We start from the raw sequence: 20,040 nt of genomic DNA, 5'->3' as shown, positions 1-20,040 counted from the left end.
CGACTGCAGTGACGCATGCCTCGACGGCGGCCTTGCGTTTCTCGGAGGACTGCAAAGCCGCGCGTTCGGCCGCGTAATGGGCAGCAAGCATCTTCTCCATGTTCGCAGCATCACGCTCGCCAGAAATCAGTCGTCCCATCGAAATCCCTCCTCTTCAAGCGTTTTGCGCGCCTCGGCGAGCGCCCGTCTGATACGCCGAGAAGCGGAAAAGCGGGAGATACCCAGCACCTGTGCTATTTCGCTCACGCCTAGCCCCTGGTCGTAGCGCAGCTCCAGCACCTCACGATCGCTTGCGTCTAGCCGTTCGAGCGCCTGGGCGATGACGCCCAAGGATTCAGACTGATCGGAGGACGGAAGATCATGCAGCTCTTCCTCGAACGGCACCTGGTCAAACCGCCGCCTACGCGCGGCATCGATGCACACGTTGCGCGCGATAGTGAGCAGAAGCGCAAGGGGTTTTCCCTCGTCGCGGTATCGGGAGGAGGCGCGAAAGAACCGCAGGAACACTTCCTGCGTCAAATCCCGAGCGTCTTCGAGAGACGCAGCGCGGCGGCGACAGTAGGCAAGCACATCGTCGTAATGCGACTCGATCACGTGGCGCGTCGCCTCATGCTGCTCAGCCTTGCGGCGCGCCCCATCCGGCATTTCAATTCCGCAGCATGGCTCACCAAGCACCTTCGTCTCGTGATGCGCCACGTCGTGAGCATCCGCCGCGCCGGGCATTCCTGCCGTGCCGGACGCTCCTGCTACGCCAAGCATCCCTGCCGCACCAGATACTCCTGCTGCACCGGGCATTCCTGCCGTGCCGGGCATTGCCACTGTGCCGGGCATTCCTGCCGTGCCGGGCATTTCCAGCACACCAGACATTTCTAGCGCAGCATTCCTTTCGCCATCTCTGAAAACCATGTCCGCATTTCCACCTCCTCACCCCATATAACGGGCGAAGCAAGCAAGATGAGCGGCCGAACCGTAAAAGTTTGAGAAAACGAAGACGCGGCGTTACCGCAACGTCACAGAGCGCGCCCGAGATGCCGCGTCAAACCAACCGAAGCGCTCGTCCGAAATGCCCGGCCACACATCCAAAACACCTCTGCGGCGCATCTAAAACGTTTTGCCAGTGCGCCCGAAACATCTCAGCGACACGTCCAAAATTCTTCACCGCTTGACGGATGCGTACTGCTTGCTCAGCTTGCCCCAAATCCCAGAAAAGCGCTGCGAAATGGACACTATTTCGAGTTAGCCGGAAGCGGAGCACCAATTCGACGAAAACCATTAAACGCGAACTGGCGTTATAAGAGTTTTCGTCATCGCAATCGCATACGAGCACCATCGACGGCGCGCAAAACCGTCGAAACTCGCTACAAAGCCCCGGCCAACTCGCTTTTTTGTTCAGAAATCGTGCTGCAATCTGGAATTCGCTTTCCAGGGCGGCCAAAATACCTAGTGGCTCCGAATGCATCGTAAGCAAATAGCGCGATGAATCACCTCTTGCGGAACACGAGATATTCGTTCAGGTTACCGGCTTTGCCGTCAGCGGTGAAGCGGGTGATGAGCATCGTCGCATTGCCCACCGAATCGATAAGGCGCGCTATCTCCGCATCATCGAAGCTGTGACAATAGCGAAACGCCGCAGCATCGTCCTGCCATCCCAACAGGTAATCCCCTGCTTCGAACTGGGCGAAATCGACGGCGAACAGCGGGGAGCGCGCAGCTTCTTCGGCAAAAGATGTGCGACCTGCCTCCTTATCGAAGGGCATGCGACCCGAAACTGCATCCGCCACAAGCGATTTCGCCCGCACGGTGGCCTCACGTGCCTTTTTAGCTAACCGCTCGTCATCCATGAAACGCCAGAGCGACACGGCGGCAACGCCTCCAGAGCGCACCGTCTCGAGCAGCGCTCTGAGATAGTGCGTCCGATTCTTCTCGCCGGGGATGTGGTGCATAAACCCGAAGGCCACGGTCGCATCGGCGTTCTTCGCGCCTAGAGAAAGCGCAAGCCCCCGTGCGCCGCCGTCAAGCAGCTGTTCTATAACGTCGACGTGCGCATAGCCCACCTCGCCGCTCTTGAAATCGCACGCCTCAAGCGCATCGAGCGCCAGCTGGTCGCATGAATCCACGGCAATCGAGCAGAAATTCCCGGGGTATTCCGCGTCAAGGAACCGTTCGAACCGCATGTTTCCGCAGGCAACATCCACCAGGAAAAGACTGTCGTCCGTATCGTTGTCGCGCCTAGCCACCATCGCCTCAAGCACGCGCCGCCACCCGGGCCACGGGGCCTCGCGCGTCGCAGAAAACGACGCGGCTTCCCTCGCATAGAACTCGTTATTAAGCGCGCAGAGCGCTCGCGCGGTCGCGTTGTCCATTCTTCTCCTCGCGGCGTTTGTCTGTACCATGATTGGAACACGTATGAAATTTTCGCGTGCTACCATCCCCATTATAGAGGCACATCGTTTAAGAGAGGGCACACATGGGCACAGATGCTTGCTGCGAATGCGATCTACTTGCTTGGGTTGAATCTGATGAAGACACTCTCGCTTTCGCCGACGGACTCGCGAGCGACATCCTCGAAACTGAGAAAGATTCCGGCGTTGCCGAAAGCGCACGCTGCCTGCTTATCGCGTGTACCGCGCTCCTGAGAGATTGGTTCCCGCGCAAGGATTTCACGCCGTGCGGCATGACAACCACGCTGGCAATGGCTCTTATGCAGGGCAAATACGACACCTCTGTCAATTTCTCCAGCAGGGAATCGCCGCTTGACCTCATGTTTCTGCAGATTGAGCAGGGCGTGAAGTACACTCAGGACCTCGAAGGCCAGTGGGGCTGGCGCAAGAGCAAATTCGTGCGCAACTTCGACGGCACCCGTCCGGCGGATTCGGGCGGGCTCCCCTTAGGCAAAGACATCGCCTCGGCCTTCTATGCTCGATGGCGTCAATCGGCGGAGCCCAAAGTTCTCGAGCGATCGATTTACTCCTGCATCAGCAGCGTGGCACGACTAGGATTGCGGCAATAGCGTAGCGGGCCGCTCGTGTCGCCCGGTCAATCGAAGCACGATACGCCGCGATTTCGCTATGCCCCACACATGCCATGGTATCCTTACACCCATGGAAGAATTGTTTCGCGACATACTTGATGCCTTGCGCCACGGTACCGCATGCCCCCATGATAGCGACGGCCCTACCCATGACGACCCATCGAACACGCCGCTTGCGCCCGACGAGCTAGAGCGCATCATTCGCTTCCATAATCGCAGCATTCGCGATAACGCGCAGCACTTCTCTAAAAAGAAGGTGCTCGATTACTATTTCGCGGTCAAGGAAAGCGAGCCCGAACGCTGGCGCAGCTGGAACATCGACAACACCCTTGAGCGGCAGCTCCTTGCGACGTTGCGCGTGAAGCCGCGCCGCACCTCGTCCGGCGTTGCAACCATCACGGTGATCACGAAGCCGCACGCTTGCACAAGTGCCTGCCTGTACTGCCCTAACGACGTGCGCATGCCCAAAAGCTACCTGGCCGACGAACCCGCCTGCCAGCGAGCCGAACGCACGTGGTTCGACCCGTATCTGCAGGTGGCCGCACGCCTGCGCTCGCTTGCGCGCATGGGACACGTGACCGACAAAGTGGAGCTCATCGTGCTGGGCGGCACCTGGGACGATTACCCCGAGCGCTATCGCATCTGGTTCATTGCCGAGCTGTTCCGCGCGCTCAACGAGGGCGGCTCTCCCGAGATGCAGACCTCGGTCGAACAACGCCGTGCGTTCTATGCGGAATGCGGCATTTCGAACGACCCTGACGAGCTTGCGACAGAGGTCGCAGATGTACAGGAGCGCGTGACAGAGGGCGCGCTTGCTTTCAACCGCGCGATGGACGCGCTCTACGAAAGCAATGCTGGATGGCAGGCCGTCGCCCGTATGCAGACGGCTGATCTCGCCCGCATCGAAGAGCTCCACGCGCAAAACGAAACTGCGACGCACCGCTGTGTGGGCCTGGTCATCGAAACGCGCCCCGACATGGTCACCTGCAAAAGCCTGCTGCTCATGCGTCGGCTTGGCTGCACGAAAATCCAGATGGGCGTACAAAGCCTGGATGACGAGGTGCTTCGCGCGAACCGCCGCGGCATCACGGTGGAACGTATCGCGCAGGCGTTCGCCCTCGCCCGACTGTTCGGGTTCAAAACGCACGCGCACTTCATGGCAAACCTCTTCAGCGCCACGCCTGAAGGCGACGTGCGCGGCTACGAACGCCTGGTGAGCGACGCGCGCTTCATGCCTGACGAGGTGAAGATGTATCCGTGCGCGCTCATCGGCAGCGCCGCGCTCATGGAGCGCTATCGCAACGGCACATGGCGCCCGTATGACGAGCAAACGTTGGTTGACGTGCTCGTGCGCAACGTGATTGCCACGCCTTCGTGGGCGCGCATCTCGCGCATGATCCGCGATTTCTCGTCGGACGATATCGTGGACGGCAACAAGAAGGTCAACCTTCGCGAAGTCGTGGAAGCAGAGGCGGCTCAGCGGGCTTTGACAACCGGACGTCCGCTTCGCGAGATTCGCCACCGCGAGATCAACGCACGCCGGGCCGAAAAAGGCGAGTTGATGATGGAGGAACTGCTCTACCACACCTCCACGGGACAAGAAATATTCCTGCAGTGGGTGACCCCCGACGGCGCCATCGCCGGATTCTTGCGCCTGTCGCTGCCCGATGCGGCGGTATGGAACCATGCCGGCGACCATGCGACATCTGGTACCCCCAAGCAACCCGCCGCCCATATGAACGAAACGCAGCGCTTGCCCGAGGAAACGCAGCATCCTTCTATGGATGTCGCCACGCCCTTTGCCGATGCGTCTGCGCAGCTTCCCATAGCCCCCGGCGAAGCCATGATCCGCGAGGTGCATGTGTACGGCGCAGTGGCAGGCATCCATCAGGAAGGACAAGCGGCCCAGCACCGCGGCCTCGGCAAACGCCTGGTGGAGCGTGCCTGCGAGATTGCTCACGACGCCGGATATGACTGCATCAATGTGATCAGCGCCATAGGCACGCGCGAGTACTACCGCAAACTGGGCTTCGCCGCCGCCCACAACGGGCTGTACCAGCAAAAAGCGCTCTAAGTCGCCGCTTAATCTGAGGACACGCATGAAGCTTTTCGGACGATATATCTACCGCACTAAATTCGGGTTTGCACAAATACTTCAAGAGCACGCGCCCGATGGCTCGCCCGTGCGCGTGCTCAAGCTGGGAGGCGTGTTCCAAAGCGCCGCATATACCGACGAGCGACGATTCGAGCCGGTATTCGAGTACTACCGCGCATTCGACACCGTGCTCGAACACCCGGTCGGTGCTGCACTCGAAGACGATTCGCCCGACGGCTTCCCGCCTTGCGGCGCATCGGCCTCCTTTGCCGACACCGCGCATTTCTCCGACACCGCGCATTCCTCCGCCACCGCCGCTCGCTCCCTTGCTGTCGAGACACCCGACGCGCCTGACTGCAAGCGGACCGATTTCGCCGACTCCCATCGAGTGCTGGTTTTAGGCGGCGGCGGGTTCGCCTGGCCCAAGCATGTGCTGGCAACGCATCCCGAAGTAAGCCTCGATGTGGTGGAAATAGACCCCGCCATCATACGTATCGCCCGCAGGCATTTCTTCCTCGATGAGGCGATTGAGAGGTTCGACCCCGCCCATAAGCGCCTGCGTCTCATCTGCGACGATGGACGCGCCTTCCTTGAAAATGCCGCAGAGAGCAGCCAGCGCTCCTACGGCGCTCGCCCTGGGGCGATGCGCTACGACGCCATCGTCAACGACGCGTTCTCCGGCGCCGAGCCCGTTCGCTCGCTCGCGACCGTCGAGGCAGCACAGGCGGCGAAGGCATGCCTCATCCCCGGCGGCCTCTACGCTGCCAACGTCGTGTCTGATTTCGACAGGGCGAACGTCGCGTTCCTCCGCGACCTGACGGCAACGCTTGCAAAGGCATTCGCGCACGTGCACATCATCCCCTGTCCTGACGAGGATTTCGGTGGCGAAGACAATTACCTGGTCATCGCCACCGATGGCACATACGATTTCGAAGACGCCATACCTTTTGACGAGGATTTCCTGGGCGCGCCCATGCGCGACTGAACAGACAACTCACCAGTCCGCCCATTGAAACAATAAACCGTCCAGCTCGCTCCTCCCGCACGGTCCACGTTTCCACGCTGCGTAGAGAAGCCCGGTACTGCACGGCGCCGAAGATCTTGCTACAACGAATTCCACCCTGCGTTGAAGGGCTATTGCCTCTGCCCTTCTTGCATCTCCTGGGCGTTTTCCGCGGTCTCTTCGTCGATGATGCTTGTAATCATGTCCGCAGCGTCGATGTAGGTTTGAGGATCGGCGACGCCGCTCTCCTCGATGAGCCGGCTTGCGATGTCGATGGCATTCTGGAGCGCGAGGCGCACGTGCACCTGCATGGCCTGCCCCGCATCGGACTCGAGCCATTCCTTTGCGGAGTCCACCGCCTCCTGCAGCTTGGCCTTAGCGGACGCAACCGTCTCGTCCACATCGATCTCAATCGTGGCTCCATCAGAAGCGCTGGCAGACGTGCCCGCATCGCCTGAAGCGACCGCCTGATCGTAAAGCGCCTGCAATTCATCGCGCTCCTGCTCAAGCTGCTGAATTTGTTGCGTAAGCTCCGCTTCGCGCTGCGCGTATTCCTTCTCGGCGGCATCGCGTGCTGCGTTCGAGCCGATAAGCCCCGCCACCGCGGCGACGAGTACTGCCACAATCAGCACGAACGCAATAACCTGCCCCGTGGTGTAGGTGTGCGGCGGGCGCCGCGAACCGCTTCCCCCGGGCGCCGGAGATACACCCGGCGCTTGCGCCCCGTACGGATGACCATTCATGGGTACCGTGCTGTAAGGCGTCTGCGATCCAAAATCGTGATTGTTCGTCATTGGATTCACGCTCCTTGCCCTTTCATTGTTTCGCTCAGCCATCATAGCGGGCAAATCAGTCCTACGCACAACAAATAGCGCATGTGTCACAGATAAGTGCCCGTGGACGCAATGCGCCGCGAGCGCAATCGGCAGCAGTCTTCCAGCTAGCTGTTGCGTGCCAATAGGTTGTTTGCGCCGATGATGTGCGATATCGGCGGAAAGCCCCCGCACGCGTCATACTATCGGGTCGTAGCATTGCCGCAATATTTCCGCCGTTTTGTAAATAAGCCCAGACCTTACCGAACAACCCTATACTTCGTGGACGTTTTTTCGACTTTCCCGGGACTAACGTCGAATGTGCTGCGTATCTCTAAAAGTTGAACAGCTGTTTTAAGGATTTGTCGCTTATCTCAAACAACTATGGATGCCGAATCGGGGTATATCAACTCATATCGAAGCAAATCGCAGACAAAATAGCCGGGAAAATCGAAAAAACGTCCACGAAACTCAACAATCCTGGCAATCTAAAGTCCCGCGCGCAGCTGTAAGGCGATTCGAGGAAGCGCCCCCCCCCCGCAGGCACCAATGCTCGCACTTATCGCAAAAACCCACAAGACCCGCCCCTGCCTTTTCTCGGTATTTTGCGCGCGCGACGTTGCCTTATCACGCATTTCCCGATAGAAAGTGTAAGACCATTTCAGAAAGGGAAATCGCCGCGCCCAGCAGCCCCGATGTGCCGAGATTGCGCACCCAGCGCACGTCGAACGTGGCAGCCCCGCCCGCGCGCCAAGCGGCCACGTCGTTGCAGACGCGCGCAAGGCGAAGCGTGGGCCGCGCGCATCATGGGCGGCGAGGCCAGGGCGGCACACACCCCGTTAAGAGATAGGAATCAAATGGCCGAATTCATTTTCACCATGATGCATGCGCGTAAGGCGCATGGCGACAAGGTCATCCTGGACGACGTGTCGCTCTCATTCTACCCCGGCGCCAAGATCGGCGTGGTGGGTCCTAACGGCATGGGCAAATCCACGCTCCTCAAGGTCATGGCGGGCCTCGAGGAAGTGTCTAACGGCGAGGCGCGCCTGACGCCCGGCTACACCGTGGGCATCCTGCAGCAGGAGCCGCCGCTGGATGAGGATAAGACGGTCATCGAGAACATCCGCATGGCGTTTGCCGACGTGCTGGCTAAGATCGATCGCTTCAACCAGATCAGCGCCGAGATGGCCGATCCTGACGCCGACTTCGACGCGCTCATGGCCGAGATGGGCACGCTGCAGGAGGCTATCGACGCCGCCAACGGCTGGGATTTGGACAGCCAGCTTTCCCAGGCGATGGACGCGCTGCAGTGCCCCGACCCCGACATGCCGGTGAACGTGCTCTCCGGCGGCGAACGCCGTCGCGTGGCGCTGTGCCGCCTGCTGCTTGAGGCCCCCGACCTGCTGCTTCTTGACGAGCCCACCAACCATCTGGACGCCGAAAGCGTGCTGTGGCTGGAGCAGTTCCTCAAGCGCTATCCCGGCGCCGTGCTGGCCGTCACGCACGACCGCTACTTCCTGGACAACGTAGCCGAATGGATCTGCGAGGTGGACCGCGGCCAGCTGTTCCCCTACAAGGGCAACTACTCCACCTACCTGGAGACGAAGGCCGCCCGCTTAGAGGCGCAGGGCCAGCGCGAGGCCAAGCTCGCCAAGCGCCTGAAGGAAGAGCTCGAATGGGTGCGCAGCTCGCCCAAGGCCCGCCAGGCCAAGAGCAAGGCGCGTCTGGAGCGCTACGACCAGATGGTGGCCGAATCGCAGAAGTTCGAGAAGACCGACTTCGCCGATATCCATATCCCCGTGGGCCCGCGCCTGGGCGCCAAGGTCATCGAGGCCAACCACCTGCGTAAATGCTTCGGCGACCGCGTGCTGATCGACGACCTCAGCTTCACGCTGCCCCGCAACGGCATCGTGGGCGTGATCGGCCCCAACGGCGTAGGCAAGACCACGCTGTTCAAGACCATCGTGGGACTCGAAGACCTCACGGACGGCACGCTCGAAATCGGCGAGACCGTGAAGATCAGCTATGTCGACCAGAACCGAGCCGGCATCGATGGCTCCAAAACCGTGTGGGAGGTCGTGTCCGACGGTTTGGACTACATGAAGGTCGGCGAGACCGAGGTGCCCAGCCGCGCCTACGTTGCCGCGTTCGGATTCAAGGGTCCCGACCAGCAGAAACCCGCCGGCGTGCTGTCCGGCGGCGAGCGCAACCGCCTGAACTTGGCGCTCACGCTCAAGCAGGGCGGCAACCTCCTGCTGCTCGACGAGCCCACGAACGACCTCGATGTGGAAACGCTCGAAAGCCTCGAGAACGCGCTGCTGGAATTCCCCGGATGCGCCGTGGTGGTAAGCCACGACCGCTGGTTCCTCGACCGCATCGCCACGCACATGCTCGCATGGGAAGGCGACGACGAGAACCCGGGTCGCTGGCACTGGTTCGAGGGCAACTTCGAGTCGTACCAAAAAGACCGCGTGGCGCGCCTGGGCGAAGAGGCCGCCAAGCCCCATCGCCTGCACCGCAAGCTCACGCGCGACTAGTCAAACAGCCTACGCGTCCAATAGCGTCCAACGCGCGCCCGATTCGAGCCGGCCTTTTAGGTCGGCTCTTTTTCGTTGGGATCCAAGGAGAAGCGTCCGATTAGCGCCCGTTGCAAAAGGAGGCTTGGCAACCTGCCCGACGGACGAAACCTGGGCTCCTCACTGAGTCATCCCCACCCACGGCTAAACCCGCCTGGCAACTAGATACCAGACTCTTCTAGTCGAGGGGCCTCGGACCCGGATGCCATGCGCTCGCGCATGCCTTCGATATCCAAAACGCCATACGCGAACCCCTTGCGCACCAATTCGTCCGGCACGAGCTCGTCATACTTCTCGAAACGCGGCACCTCGCCAGGATATACAAGCTCAAGCGGGTCACACAGCTCGGCTGCCTCTTTGGCCACTACCGCGCGAAATGCCTGTTCGTCAATCGCTTCGTCCATGATGAATGTCATGAAATATGGCCGCGATGCGTCAAGACCGCGCAGGCCCAAATGCGGCGCGCATTTGATTTTCAACAGACGCTCCAGCGCCAAAAACGCATAGCTCCCGAGCCACGGCATAAGGCACCACATGTTTCCACCCAAGTTGATAAGCGTAGGCTCAACGTGCCCATTTGCGGCATCGCTCACGATGCCGGCCGCCTTCGCCACATGGCGAGCCTCCGCTAGCCGCACCTGGGCGCGGTCCATCACGTAGGGATACGCGCAACCCTCCTCCAGCACGCGCTTCATGCGCTCCAAGATCTTCGTGTTGATGTCACCGGGGCAATCGCCGAAATATGCCGGAACGCGGCCTTTGACCTGCGTGCAGTACAGCACGCGCCGCTTATGGTCCACCTCTTCGACCACCCACACGTGCCCCGCGATGGCAATCTTCTCCCCCGGCGGGGGCGGCTTCACGATGGTGCCTATCTCCTGTGAATCACTGCGCACCGTGTATTCCTCGTTCTCTTGGAACACGGCGTAGAACTTGAACGAGTTCACAGCGCGCTCGCCCGCTATACCCACAATAAGCCCGCCCGCCTCCGTGCGCTCGATGTGGTCCATCTCCAGCAGATGCAGCAGAAGCATGCGGAAATCATCCTGACTCACGCGATGGAAGAACGTGAGGCTGAGCACCTTGCTCGCCAAACGCGCCGGCGACATCTCGCCCTCGGACGCCAGGGCGGCCATAGTCTGGTGGTAAAGCAAACTGTACGGCAGACGGTCCAGCCGCGGAGGCTCCACCCAGCGCTCCTCGCGGTACAGCTGCACCAACGCGATACCCTGTAAAAGCTTCCACGGCACCGTCTCGGGCAGGAGTGAACGCGGCTCGGCTTTCTCCTCGCGCATCACGAACCACATCTCGGGCGGCGTGTCGCGCCTGCCCGTGCGCCCCATGCGCTGCAGAAACGCCGACACCGTGAACGGCGCATCAATCTGGAACGCGCGCTCCATGCGCCCGATGTCGATGCCCAGTTCAAGCGTCGCGGTGGTCACGATAGAGCGCATCTCGCTCTCGTCGCGCATGATCTCCTCCGCGCTCTCGCGGATACTGGCGGATAGGTTGCCATGATGGATGAGGAATCGATCGGGTTCGTGGCGTGCCTCGCAGTACGCGCGCAGCGACGTGCACACGCCTTCTGCCTCCTCGCGCGAATTGGCGAACACGAGGCACTTACGGCCGCGCGTGTGTTCGAAGATGTAGCCCAAGCCTGGATCGGCTCCTTTGGGAGCCTGATCGGTGGGCATATCGAACGGTGCCACCGGCGCGATATCCACCGCATCAGAGTCAATGACCTCGGGCCTTACCGCGCCAGACAATCCATCGAACCAAGCGCCATCGCCCCTGTTCACTTCACCATCGGATGCGAACGCGGCGGCAGCATCCCGCCCCGCACCTTGCACTGCTGAAGCCGACGCCGCCACGACGCCCGGCTTCGCTTGCCCTTTCCCCTCGCGCCCATGGGATACCACGTTGGGCAGCACCATGCCGCCACTGTCGACCGACACCTCGCTCGATGCCTCTAGAGGGCCTCCGATATAGAAATGCTCCATAGACAGGCGCCATACACGTCCCGGCTCCTCCACGCGCGGAATGATGCAGCCGCGTCCCGTGCCAGCCGAGAGAAACGCGCCCACAGCCTCGGGCTGGCCCAGCGTGGCAGAAAGCCCGATGCGTCGCGGGTTCACGCCCGCCATGCGCGAAAGGCGTTCTATCAAGCACAGCGTTTGACCGCCGCGGTCGCCACGCAGAAGCGAATGCACCTCGTCAATCACGATATAGCGTAGGTCGCAGAACAGCTTGGATACCGCGGCATGACGATGCATAAGCAGCGCCTCGAGGGATTCGGGCGTAATCTGCAGAATGCCCGACGGCTTCTTGAGCAGCTTCGCCTTATGCGAACCCGATACGTCGCCATGCCAGTGCCATACGGGAATATCCGCCTCAGCGCACAGGTCGTTCAAACGATAGAACTGGTCATTGATCAGCGCTTTCAGTGGTCCGATATAGAGCGCACCCACCGAGCGCGGCGGATTCTCCCAGAACTCGGTCAGGATGGGAAAGAACGCCGCTTCGGTCTTGCCCGAAGCCGTCGACGCCGTGAGCAGCACATTCGCATCCGTGTCGAAGATGGCCTCGCCCGCTGCCACCTGAATGCCGCGCAGACTCTGCCAATCGTGGCTGAAGATGAACTCCTGCACGAACGGCGCATATCGATCGAATACGCTCACGGCAATCCTTTCTTGAGACACGGACCGGAAAGACTAGGGTCCATTTACCCCGTCCATCTGAGCCCCTGACTCACCTTCTAAATAGTGAACTCTGCGTATTTCTCATCGACCGGCGAATCGTCATCGCCCACCGGCGCCTGCGCGAACGCAAACGAATCCGATTGCAGCAGCTCTGCCACGCCGACGCCGGGATTCTGATAGAGAATGTCCAGCAGCTCGATGAAATCGCGGATGATTTCGCGCGGCGTTATGAGCATGGCGGCACCCACGCGACCCAGCTCGATACGGAGGAACTCCGCCAAATCGTCACCGGTCAAGCGCTGCCCGTATCCGAAATACCCCGCATGGATAGCCGCCAGCTTCTCTATCAGCACGAACAGCTCTTCATGCGTAAGAGGCTCCAACCGAATGACCGGCGCCATCATGTCGCGCAGGCCCTCGCGCGCAAAACGGCCTTCGGACAGGCGGCTGCGCAATGCCTCGTAGCTGTACACGCCCCGACGTCGGTCCTCGATAGACTGCGGCGTACCGCCCATGATGATGCCCAGGTGGCGCGCCTTGCCCTGCATGGCGTCGTTATACATGGCAAGGATTTTCTCGTAGTTGTACTGCCGCGTGATAGCGTTGGGAATCTTGCACAGGTTCACCAACTCGTCGATGCACACAATGAGACCCGCGTATCCCGCACCTTGCAAAAACGCCGCGAACAGCTTGATATATTCGTACCAATCGTCGTCGGTGATGCAGATGTTCACGCCCAGCTCGGCCCGCGCCTCGGTCTTGGTGCGGTACTCGCCGCGGAACCATTTGACCACGCGAGATTTCGTCTCCTCATCGTCCTGAACATGCGCACGATAGTACAGCGCGAGCAGCCGTGCGAAATCAAACCCGTGCACCATTTCCTCAAGCGCCTGCATCTGCGTGTAGATGCGGCACTCCACTCGTTCCGAGAAATCCGGCGCATCGGGAGACGCGCCCTCGTCCACCACCTGAGCACGCACGCCCGACACCCAACGATCCAGGATAAGCGTGAGCGCTCCTCCCTCGGGCTTGGTCTTGGTAGCGAGGTTGCGAATAAGCTCGCGATAGGTCGCAAGCCCTTGCCCACGCGTGCCCTGCAGGCGCCGCTCGGGAGAGAGATCGGCGTCAGCCACCACGAACCCATTGCCCATCGCATGATTGCGAATGGTCTGCAGAAGGAAGCTCTTACCACTGCCGTAGGCGCCCACGATGAAACGGAACGACGCCCCGCCGTCGGCCACCAGCTCAAGGTCACGCAGTAGCGCCGCAATCTCGTCCTTACGACCCACCGTGACATATGGCAGCCCGATGCGCGGCACCACGCCACCCTTGAGCGAGTTGAGCAGCGTGGCAGCGATGCGCTTGGGCACTTTGGGCGCGACCTGCGCCGCCGATACGCCGGCAGACCCCGGTTGCACCGTTCGTTGCGCCTCATTCGCCTCAATCATCGGACCAATCCTTCCACATCCTCGCGGTAGTCTTCCACTACGGCATATCCGCTGCCGCATGATTCCACCGCCGTATCCCCCAGGTAATCGAACAGCTTCTCATTCACGGCATCCGCCATCAGGTCTTCGGTAAGTGCCGATTCGACAATCACGCCGTACGCTGCGCCAACATCGCCGTCAAGCAGTGCGACAACCCAGCGACGTTCGAGCTCATTCAGCGGGCAATTGCCAAACTCTCCCTCTTCCGCAGCAAAGCCGCAAGACTCCGAGCAATTGGGCGATTCCGGGGAGCAGCAACCCACCCCCTCCTTCGACGAGGCGGATTCAGCTTCACGCACGGCGCCGGCACAATGCCCATCGAGCAATGCCGCCGAACCATCGCCGGACCTTTCAAACCCGTAACCACTCGAATGCTCGAGCGAATACGCCCCAAGCCCCGAAATCGCGACGTCAAAAGTCGCGCTCGATTCCGCTCCCGCATCGCGCTCTTCGTCCACAAGCAGAGCCTCGCATGTCTCGGACGCAGCGCTTCTGATGCCGGAAAGCTTGGACACATCCAAATCGAGTTCGAACGGCTTATGTGCCTGCTCCCATGCTACAGCCGCATGCGCCTCATCCGCCACGATACGCGCCATGTATTTCGGAAGCTCAGGGGCCTTGAGCGACACACTCATGGCAAGCTCTTCGCGCACGCACGCATCCACCGTCTTCGCGATAGCCCCTAGTTTGGGGCCGCGGTTCACGGCAACGCGCTTTTTCTGGCGCCATCTGCCGTTTTTGCACGTTAGCATGCGCCCGTCAGGAAGGCAGTATGCGGCTTCAATATGCCGGCCGTCGTTATAAAACACCGCGTTCTGAAACATGACGTAATCTTCTTCGCGAAACGCGCCGAACAGACCTTCCGAAAACGAGGTCTTGCGATGCGCCTCGCAATACCGCGCCAGCGCGACGCACGTGCCGCACAGCGCGCGACGGAACTCGTTCGGATACTCCTTGAACAGGCGCGATGCTTCAACGCGGTAGGTGGAAAGCGCCACGATGGCATCGAACAATGCATCCCACGACGTTTCATCGTCTGCGCTATGCGCGCAATCGCCAGAAACGGCAAGCTCTTCATCAGGGACGATGCCGCTCGACCCCTCCTCCAAACGCGCCTGAGCAGAAACCGGCACCCCATGAGGGTCGCGCTCGAACCCCATCTGCGACGCGTCCAAGGCGGCAGCCCCGTCAAACACCTTAATGGCCTCTTCGCGCCCACCTCGCACCAAGTCGTCCAAATCGTCCGACGTAACGCCATACCACACAGCAAAATCCACCATCCAGCGCTTCAGATAGCGACGAATCGTGGAATCATGCTCGCCGTAGTGCTCGTAAAACTCCTTTAGCAGCGTAAAGCCTTCCTCGGGGGTCTTCCAACCCGCACCGTTCAGCAGCTCATAGATATATACGAACGCAAACGACGTGGGGCCTTGCGGCATCTCGCCACGCCGCAGATGGGCACGCCACGTGAAATACCCACGCAGCTGGTCTTCCGACATAGCCATATACGTGGGGTAATACCGTACGAATTCGCCGTTGTAGGGAAACTCGTCCTCGAAGTTCTCCATAAGCTTCGCCTGCTGGGCAAACACCCAGGCAGAAGGCTTGAACCTTGCCTCCGAAGACGTGGCGATCGCACGCATCTCACGATACTCGCGCGGCAGGAACTGACGCATTTGCGAGGCAGTAATCAGGATGGGTTCATCGCGATAGACCTTCTCAGACAGGGCACACTCGGGCTTGCTGCGCGCCTCGCGCGTAGCCCACTCGATGATTCTTTGCACCCTGCTCATACCCTGCTATGGCCCTTCTTTACAACGCTTCACGTTGCAGCAGACGCACATCGCATGACAATAGCCACCCATACCTGAACGCCAACTGACCAGTACCATTTATTATATACGAACAAACGTCCGTATTCATATGGGAGATGCTTTTAGGCAAAACAACATGTTCTACACCGAGGCCAACTGCATAGACCCCGTTTGCAATCCCTCTCCCTGAGCAGCCTCGGCGCATTCCCCACTATATTGCTCGCATCAGAAAAGTAATTACTTTATATCTATAGTACTATATATTTATGGTATATTAGGAGATGCGATATGTGGGAAATCCGAGTAGAGCACATAGCAGACTGGCTCGTTTCTCAGGATTCAGCAACCCTAGCCGGAATTTATGCCGCACTGGACATGCTTCAAGAGAAAGGGCCTGCGCTGGGGCGCCCGCTCGTAGATACACTCTCCCACACTACGCTAAAGAACCTTAAAGAGCTTCGGCCTGCATCACCCGGCAAGACAGAAGTTCGCATCCTGTTCGCCTTTGATCCCGACCGCAAGGCAATCATGCTGCTTGGCGGTGACAAGTCGAAGGGCGGAGCAAAAAGAGCCTGGGCAGCGTGGTATAGAAAAGCCATTCCTGAGGCCGAGAAAAGATACAGGGGCTATCTTCAAGGCAAGGAGTAATCCATGGAAAAACTAACCTATCTTGAGTTTCGCGAACAGCATCCCGTGAGCGATACCCTTATGGAAGAGGCTCGAAAGACCACTGAAGAAACAATACGTACATACGAGCTAAAGGAAGCTAGAAAAAAACGCCACATGACGCAAGAAGAACTTTCACGAAAAATGGGCATTGGGCAAAAACGCGTATCGGCGCTCGAGAACGGCAAGATCGATGTGCTCAAAATCGATACGCTGCGACGCTACGTGGAAGGACTGGGCGGTACGCTCGAAATCACCGCGCAGTTCCCTGAACGACAGATTCGTCTTATCTAGCAGCGCTGGCCTGCAAATACGACCGGCAGAAACAGAGTTGCTGTTTCGCTTGCGAACGAAAAGGGCGCAGCCGATATCGGCTGCGCCCTTGAAGCGTCTGCTGAATCCGGTAGCGACCCAGAACCCTTACAGCGTGAAGTAATCCACGCCGCCTTCGAACAGGGGCTGGTAGGTGTCGCCCGGCACGTTCTTGTACAGGCCGTAACCGGAACGCTCGGTGTGGCCCATCTTGCCCAGCACGCGGCCGTCGGGGCTGGTGATGCCCTCGATAGCCCACACGCTGCCGTTGGGGTTCACGCCCAGGCTCATGGACGGCATGCCAGCCGCATCCACATACTGCGTGGCGATCTGGCCGTTGGCCTTCATCTGCGCCAGCACCTCGTCGTTGGCCACGAAGCGGCCCTCGCCATGGCTGATGGCGATGGTATGCACGTCGCCCACCTCGCAGCGCGACAGCCACGGCGACAGGCTGGATGCCACGCGCGTGTTCACGAGCCCGCTCTGGTGGCGGCCGATGTTGTTGAACGTCAGCGTGGGACAATCCGCGTCCATCGGGCTGATGTCGCCGAACGGCACCAGGCCCAGCTTGATGAGCGCCTGGAAGCCGTTGCAGATGCCCAGCATCAGTCCGTCACGGTTCTGCAGCAGATCGCGCACGGCCTCGGTCACTTCAGGCGCGCGGAAGAACGCCGTGATGAACTTGGCGGATCCGTCGGGCTCGTCGCCGCCGGAGAAGCCGCCGGGCAGCATCACGATCTGGCTTTCGCGAATGCCCTTCGCCAGCGCCTCCACGCTCTCATGCACGTTGGCGGGCGTGAGGTTGTTGATGACCAGCACCTGCGCCTCGGCACCGGCGCGCTCGAACGCGGCGGCGGTGTCGTACTCGCAGTTGGTGCCCGGGAATACCGGAATGATGACCTTGGGCTTGGCGATGGTGGCGGAAAGCGTGAGCGGCTTGCGCTCCATCCAGGTCACCGGCTCAGCAGCCGGTTTCGCGGCTGCCTCTTCGGCGGAATCACGGTACGGGAACACGCTCTCCAGCGGATGCTCCCAAGCCTCCTGGAGTTGAGCCAGGTCGACCTTCTGTCCGCACGCCTCAAAGACGTACTCCTCGCAGGTCCTGCCCATCACGGCTACAGCCACACGCTCGCTGCCCGCAGGCACCTGGGCGCCCTCGGCGAGCTCCACGATGAAGCTGCCGTACACGTTCGCGAACAGCGCATCCATATCGGCGATGCCCTGCGTGAGGTCGCAGCCGATGCCGTTGCCCACGCACATCTTGAACAGCGCCTCGGCCGCGCCGCCGAAGCCGGGGGTCGAAACCGCCAGGGCGTCGCCGCGCGCAATCATGCCCTCGACCGTCGAGAACGCTTCCATGAGCGCCTCAGGATTAGGACGCATGCCGTCCTCGCTCGGCTGCGGAATCACGAATAGCACGCGATTGCCCGCGCCCTTGAACTCGGGCGATACGATGTTGTCCACGTTGCCGGTAGCCCCGCCGAACGAGATCAGCGTCGGGGGCCCATCCAGGCTCGCGACGCTGCCCGACATGGAGTCCTTGCCGCCGATGGCGCCCACGCCCAGGTCGATCTGAGCCATAAGCGCGCCGAGCACCGCCGCCACGGGCTTGCCCCAACGATCGGCCTCGTCACGCAGCTTCTCGAAGTACTCCTGGAAGCTCAGGTACACCGCTTCATGCGAGAAGCCGGTGGCAACCAGCTTGGCAACGCTCTCGACCACGGACAGATACGCGCCCGTGAACTGGTCTTTCTCCATGATATAGGGATTGAAGCCCCACGCCATGCCGCTCACGGTGCGCGTCTCGCCGAACACGGGGAACTTGGCAACCATCGCCTGGCTCGGCGTGAGCTGGCGAATGCCGCCAAACGGCATAAGCACCGTAGCCGCACCGATGGTAGAGTCGAAACGCTCGCCCAGGCCTTTCTGCGAGCACACGTTCAGGTTGGTGACCAGGGCATGCATGCGCTCGGCGAGCGTCTCGCCCTCGATGACGGGGGCGTACGCCTCGGCCGCCACCACGTGTGCCTTCTGATGTTTGGGCGCGCCGTTGGACGCCAAGAACTCGCGCGACAGGTCGACGATAGTGTCGCCGCGCCACATCATGCGCACGCGCGGCTCCTCGGTGACCTGAGCCACCACGGTGGCCTCCAGGTTTTCCTCACGCGCGTAGCCCAGAAACTCCTCCACGTCGGAGGCGGCCAGCGCCACGGCCATGCGCTCCTGGCTCTCGGCGATGGCAAGCTCGGTGCCATCCAGACCATCGTACTTCTTGGGAACGGCGTCCAGATTCACCTGCAGGCCGTCGCACAGCTCGCCGATGGCCACGCTCACACCGCCCGCGCCGAAATCGTTGCAGCGCTTGATCAGGCGACACGCGTCGCCGCGGCGGAACAGGCGCTGCAGTTTGCGCTCGACAGGCGCGTTACCTTTCTGCACCTCGGCGCCGCATTCCTCGACGCTGGACACGTTCTGCGCCTTGGACGAACCGGTGGCGCCGCCGATGCCGTCACGACCGGTGCGGCCGCCCAGAAGCACCACAACATCGCCCGGAGCCGGCTCCTCGCGACGCACGTTAGCGGCGGGAGCGGCGCCCAGCACGGCGCCCACCTCCATGCGCTTGGCCACATAGCCGGGATGGTACAGCTCGCTCACCTGGCCGGTTGCCAGGCCGATCTGGTTGCCGTAGCTGGAATAGCCCGCCGCGGCCTCGGTGACGATCTTGCGCTGCGGCAGCTTGCCCGCAAGCGTCTGCTCCACCGGAACCGTGGGATCGCCCGCGCCGGTGACGCGCATCGCCTGGTACACGTAGCTGCGGCCGCTCAACGGATCGCGGATCGCGCCGCCCACGCACGTCGCGGCGCCGCCGAACGGCTCGATCTCGGTGGGATGGTTGTGCGTCTCGTTCTTGAACAGGAACAGCCAGTCCTCGTCGACGCCGTCCACGTCGACCTTCACCTTGACGGTGCAGGCGTTGATCTCCTCGGATTCGTCGAGGTTGGTCAGGATGCCCTTGGATTTCAGGTACTTCGCGCCGATGGTGCCCATGTCCATCAGGCAGACCGGCTTCTCGTCGCGCCCCAGCTCGTGGCGCATCTCGAGGTACTTCGCGAACGCCTCCTCGACCACGGCGTCATCGAAGGTGACCTCGTCGAGCACGGTGCCGAACGTGGTGTGGCGGCAATGGTCGGACCAGTAGGTGTCGACCACCTTGACCTCGGTGATCGTGGGATCGCGGTGCTCCTCGTCGCGGAAATACTTCTGGAAGAACACGATGTCGGCCAAATCCATCGCCAGCCCGCGCTCGGCGATGAACGCCGCCAAGCCCTCTTCGTCGAGCTCGCGGAAGCCCTCGAGCACCTCCACCGGATCGGGCTGCGCGACCTCAAGGGCCAGCGTGTCGCGCTCGGCCATGGACGCCTCGCGCGCCTCGACGGGGTTGATCACGTAGTGCTTGATGGCGTCGATGTCCTGCTCGGTCAGATCTCCCTGCAGGTAGTACACCTTCGCGGAGCGCACCTCGGGGCGCTCGCCCTGGCTGATCA

At 61.0% G+C, this 20,040-nt stretch carries 13 protein-coding genes; 6 read left to right on the top strand and 7 right to left on the bottom strand.

What is annotated here, in order from left to right:
• Positions 1 to 126: 126 nt before the first annotated feature.
• Together Q0J60_RS09485 and Q0J60_RS09480 are read right to left on the bottom strand one after the other, a co-directional pair.
• A complete protein-coding gene (locus tag Q0J60_RS09485) occupies positions 127 to 867 on the bottom strand; it encodes an RNA polymerase sigma factor (RefSeq protein ID WP_294440933.1) in 741 nt (246 codons plus the stop codon).
• Between the two features lie 614 nt (positions 868 to 1,481).
• Complete coding sequence (locus Q0J60_RS09480; protein WP_294440931.1) at positions 1,482 to 2,363, bottom strand: hypothetical protein; 882 nt, start codon at positions 2,361 to 2,363, stop codon at positions 1,482 to 1,484.
• A gap of 104 nt (positions 2,364 to 2,467) precedes the next feature.
• On the opposite strand from Q0J60_RS09480, the gene Q0J60_RS09475 reads away from it, so the two are divergent.
• From Q0J60_RS09475 to Q0J60_RS09465, 3 genes are all read left to right on the top strand, one after another.
• Positions 2,468 to 3,010, top strand: a complete 543-nt coding sequence (locus tag Q0J60_RS09475; protein ID WP_294440929.1) for a hypothetical protein — start codon at positions 2,468 to 2,470, stop codon at positions 3,008 to 3,010.
• Between the two features lie 91 nt (positions 3,011 to 3,101).
• On the top strand, positions 3,102 to 5,105 hold the full coding sequence (locus tag Q0J60_RS09470) for an elongator complex protein 3 (protein WP_294440927.1): 2,004 nt from the start codon (positions 3,102 to 3,104) through the stop codon (positions 5,103 to 5,105).
• A gap of 25 nt (positions 5,106 to 5,130) precedes the next feature.
• Positions 5,131 to 6,111, top strand: a complete 981-nt coding sequence (locus Q0J60_RS09465) for a spermidine synthase (RefSeq protein ID WP_294440925.1) — start codon at positions 5,131 to 5,133, stop codon at positions 6,109 to 6,111.
• Positions 6,112 to 6,260: 149 nt separating this feature from the next.
• On the opposite strand, the gene Q0J60_RS09460 is transcribed toward Q0J60_RS09465, so the two are convergent.
• Positions 6,261 to 6,923: a hypothetical protein gene (locus Q0J60_RS09460; protein ID WP_294440923.1), complete on the bottom strand. Its 663-nt coding sequence runs from the start codon at positions 6,921 to 6,923 to the stop codon at positions 6,261 to 6,263.
• An 875-nt stretch (positions 6,924 to 7,798) separates the two neighbouring features.
• Between Q0J60_RS09460 and ettA the strand changes: the two genes are divergently transcribed.
• Complete coding sequence (ettA, locus tag Q0J60_RS09455; protein WP_294440922.1) at positions 7,799 to 9,478, top strand: energy-dependent translational throttle protein EttA; 1,680 nt, start codon at positions 7,799 to 7,801, stop codon at positions 9,476 to 9,478.
• A gap of 200 nt (positions 9,479 to 9,678) precedes the next feature.
• Here the strand turns inward: ettA and Q0J60_RS09450 are convergent, their stop codons facing one another.
• The 3 genes from Q0J60_RS09450 to Q0J60_RS09440 form a co-directional block, all read right to left on the bottom strand.
• Positions 9,679 to 12,195: a DEAD/DEAH box helicase gene (locus Q0J60_RS09450; protein ID WP_294440920.1), complete on the bottom strand. Its 2,517-nt coding sequence runs from the start codon at positions 12,193 to 12,195 to the stop codon at positions 9,679 to 9,681.
• A 77-nt stretch (positions 12,196 to 12,272) separates the two neighbouring features.
• A complete protein-coding gene (locus tag Q0J60_RS09445; protein WP_294440918.1) occupies positions 12,273 to 13,664 on the bottom strand; it encodes an ATP-binding protein in 1,392 nt (463 codons plus the stop codon).
• The gene (locus Q0J60_RS09440) at positions 13,661 to 15,496 is read right to left on the bottom strand and encodes a TerB N-terminal domain-containing protein (protein ID WP_294440916.1); all 1,836 of its coding nucleotides are present in this window, start codon (positions 15,494 to 15,496) and stop codon (positions 13,661 to 13,663) included. The genes Q0J60_RS09445 and Q0J60_RS09440 overlap by 4 nt, the downstream gene beginning before the upstream one ends.
• Positions 15,497 to 15,805: 309 nt before the next feature.
• Between Q0J60_RS09440 and Q0J60_RS09435 the strand changes: the two genes are divergently transcribed.
• Complete coding sequence (locus Q0J60_RS09435) at positions 15,806 to 16,165, top strand: type II toxin-antitoxin system RelE/ParE family toxin (RefSeq protein ID WP_294440914.1); 360 nt, start codon at positions 15,806 to 15,808, stop codon at positions 16,163 to 16,165.
• A gap of 3 nt (positions 16,166 to 16,168) precedes the next feature.
• Positions 16,169 to 16,477, top strand: coding sequence for a helix-turn-helix domain-containing protein (locus Q0J60_RS09430; RefSeq protein ID WP_294440911.1), 309 nt, complete (start codon positions 16,169 to 16,171; stop codon positions 16,475 to 16,477).
• A gap of 126 nt (positions 16,478 to 16,603) precedes the next feature.
• On the opposite strand, the gene Q0J60_RS09425 is transcribed toward Q0J60_RS09430, so the two are convergent.
• On the bottom strand, positions 16,604 to 20,040 hold a 3,437-nt coding region (locus tag Q0J60_RS09425), incomplete at its 5' end, for a phosphoribosylformylglycinamidine synthase (protein WP_294440909.1).

This window comes from uncultured Slackia sp., assembly GCF_944321625.1.
Taxonomy (GTDB): Bacteria; Actinomycetota; Coriobacteriia; order Coriobacteriales; family Eggerthellaceae; genus Slackia.
The sequence above is the reverse complement of the archived record's forward strand: the minus strand, read 5'-3'. Positions and strand labels throughout refer to the sequence as shown.

Bases quoted from the DNA above. Each gene is read 5' to 3' on its own strand.
- Q0J60_RS09485 (WP_294440933.1), bottom strand. From the start codon at position 867: ATGTCTGGTGTGCTGGAAATGCCCGGCACGGCAGGAATGCCCGGCACA.
- Q0J60_RS09480 (WP_294440931.1), bottom strand. From the start codon at position 2,363: ATGGACAACGCGACCGCGCGAGCGCTCTGCGCGCTTAATAACGAGTTC.
- Q0J60_RS09475 (WP_294440929.1), top strand. From the start codon at position 2,468: ATGGGCACAGATGCTTGCTGCGAATGCGATCTACTTGCTTGGGTTGAA.
- Q0J60_RS09470 (WP_294440927.1), top strand. From the start codon at position 3,102: ATGGAAGAATTGTTTCGCGACATACTTGATGCCTTGCGCCACGGTACC.
- Q0J60_RS09465 (WP_294440925.1), top strand. From the start codon at position 5,131: ATGAAGCTTTTCGGACGATATATCTACCGCACTAAATTCGGGTTTGCA.
- Q0J60_RS09460 (WP_294440923.1), bottom strand. From the start codon at position 6,923: ATGACGAACAATCACGATTTTGGATCGCAGACGCCTTACAGCACGGTA.
- ettA (WP_294440922.1), top strand. From the start codon at position 7,799: ATGGCCGAATTCATTTTCACCATGATGCATGCGCGTAAGGCGCATGGC.
- Q0J60_RS09445 (WP_294440918.1), bottom strand. From the start codon at position 13,664: ATGATTGAGGCGAATGAGGCGCAACGAACGGTGCAACCGGGGTCTGCC.
- Q0J60_RS09440 (WP_294440916.1), bottom strand. From the start codon at position 15,496: ATGAGCAGGGTGCAAAGAATCATCGAGTGGGCTACGCGCGAGGCGCGC.
- Q0J60_RS09435 (WP_294440914.1), top strand. From the start codon at position 15,806: ATGTGGGAAATCCGAGTAGAGCACATAGCAGACTGGCTCGTTTCTCAG.
- Q0J60_RS09430 (WP_294440911.1), top strand. From the start codon at position 16,169: ATGGAAAAACTAACCTATCTTGAGTTTCGCGAACAGCATCCCGTGAGC.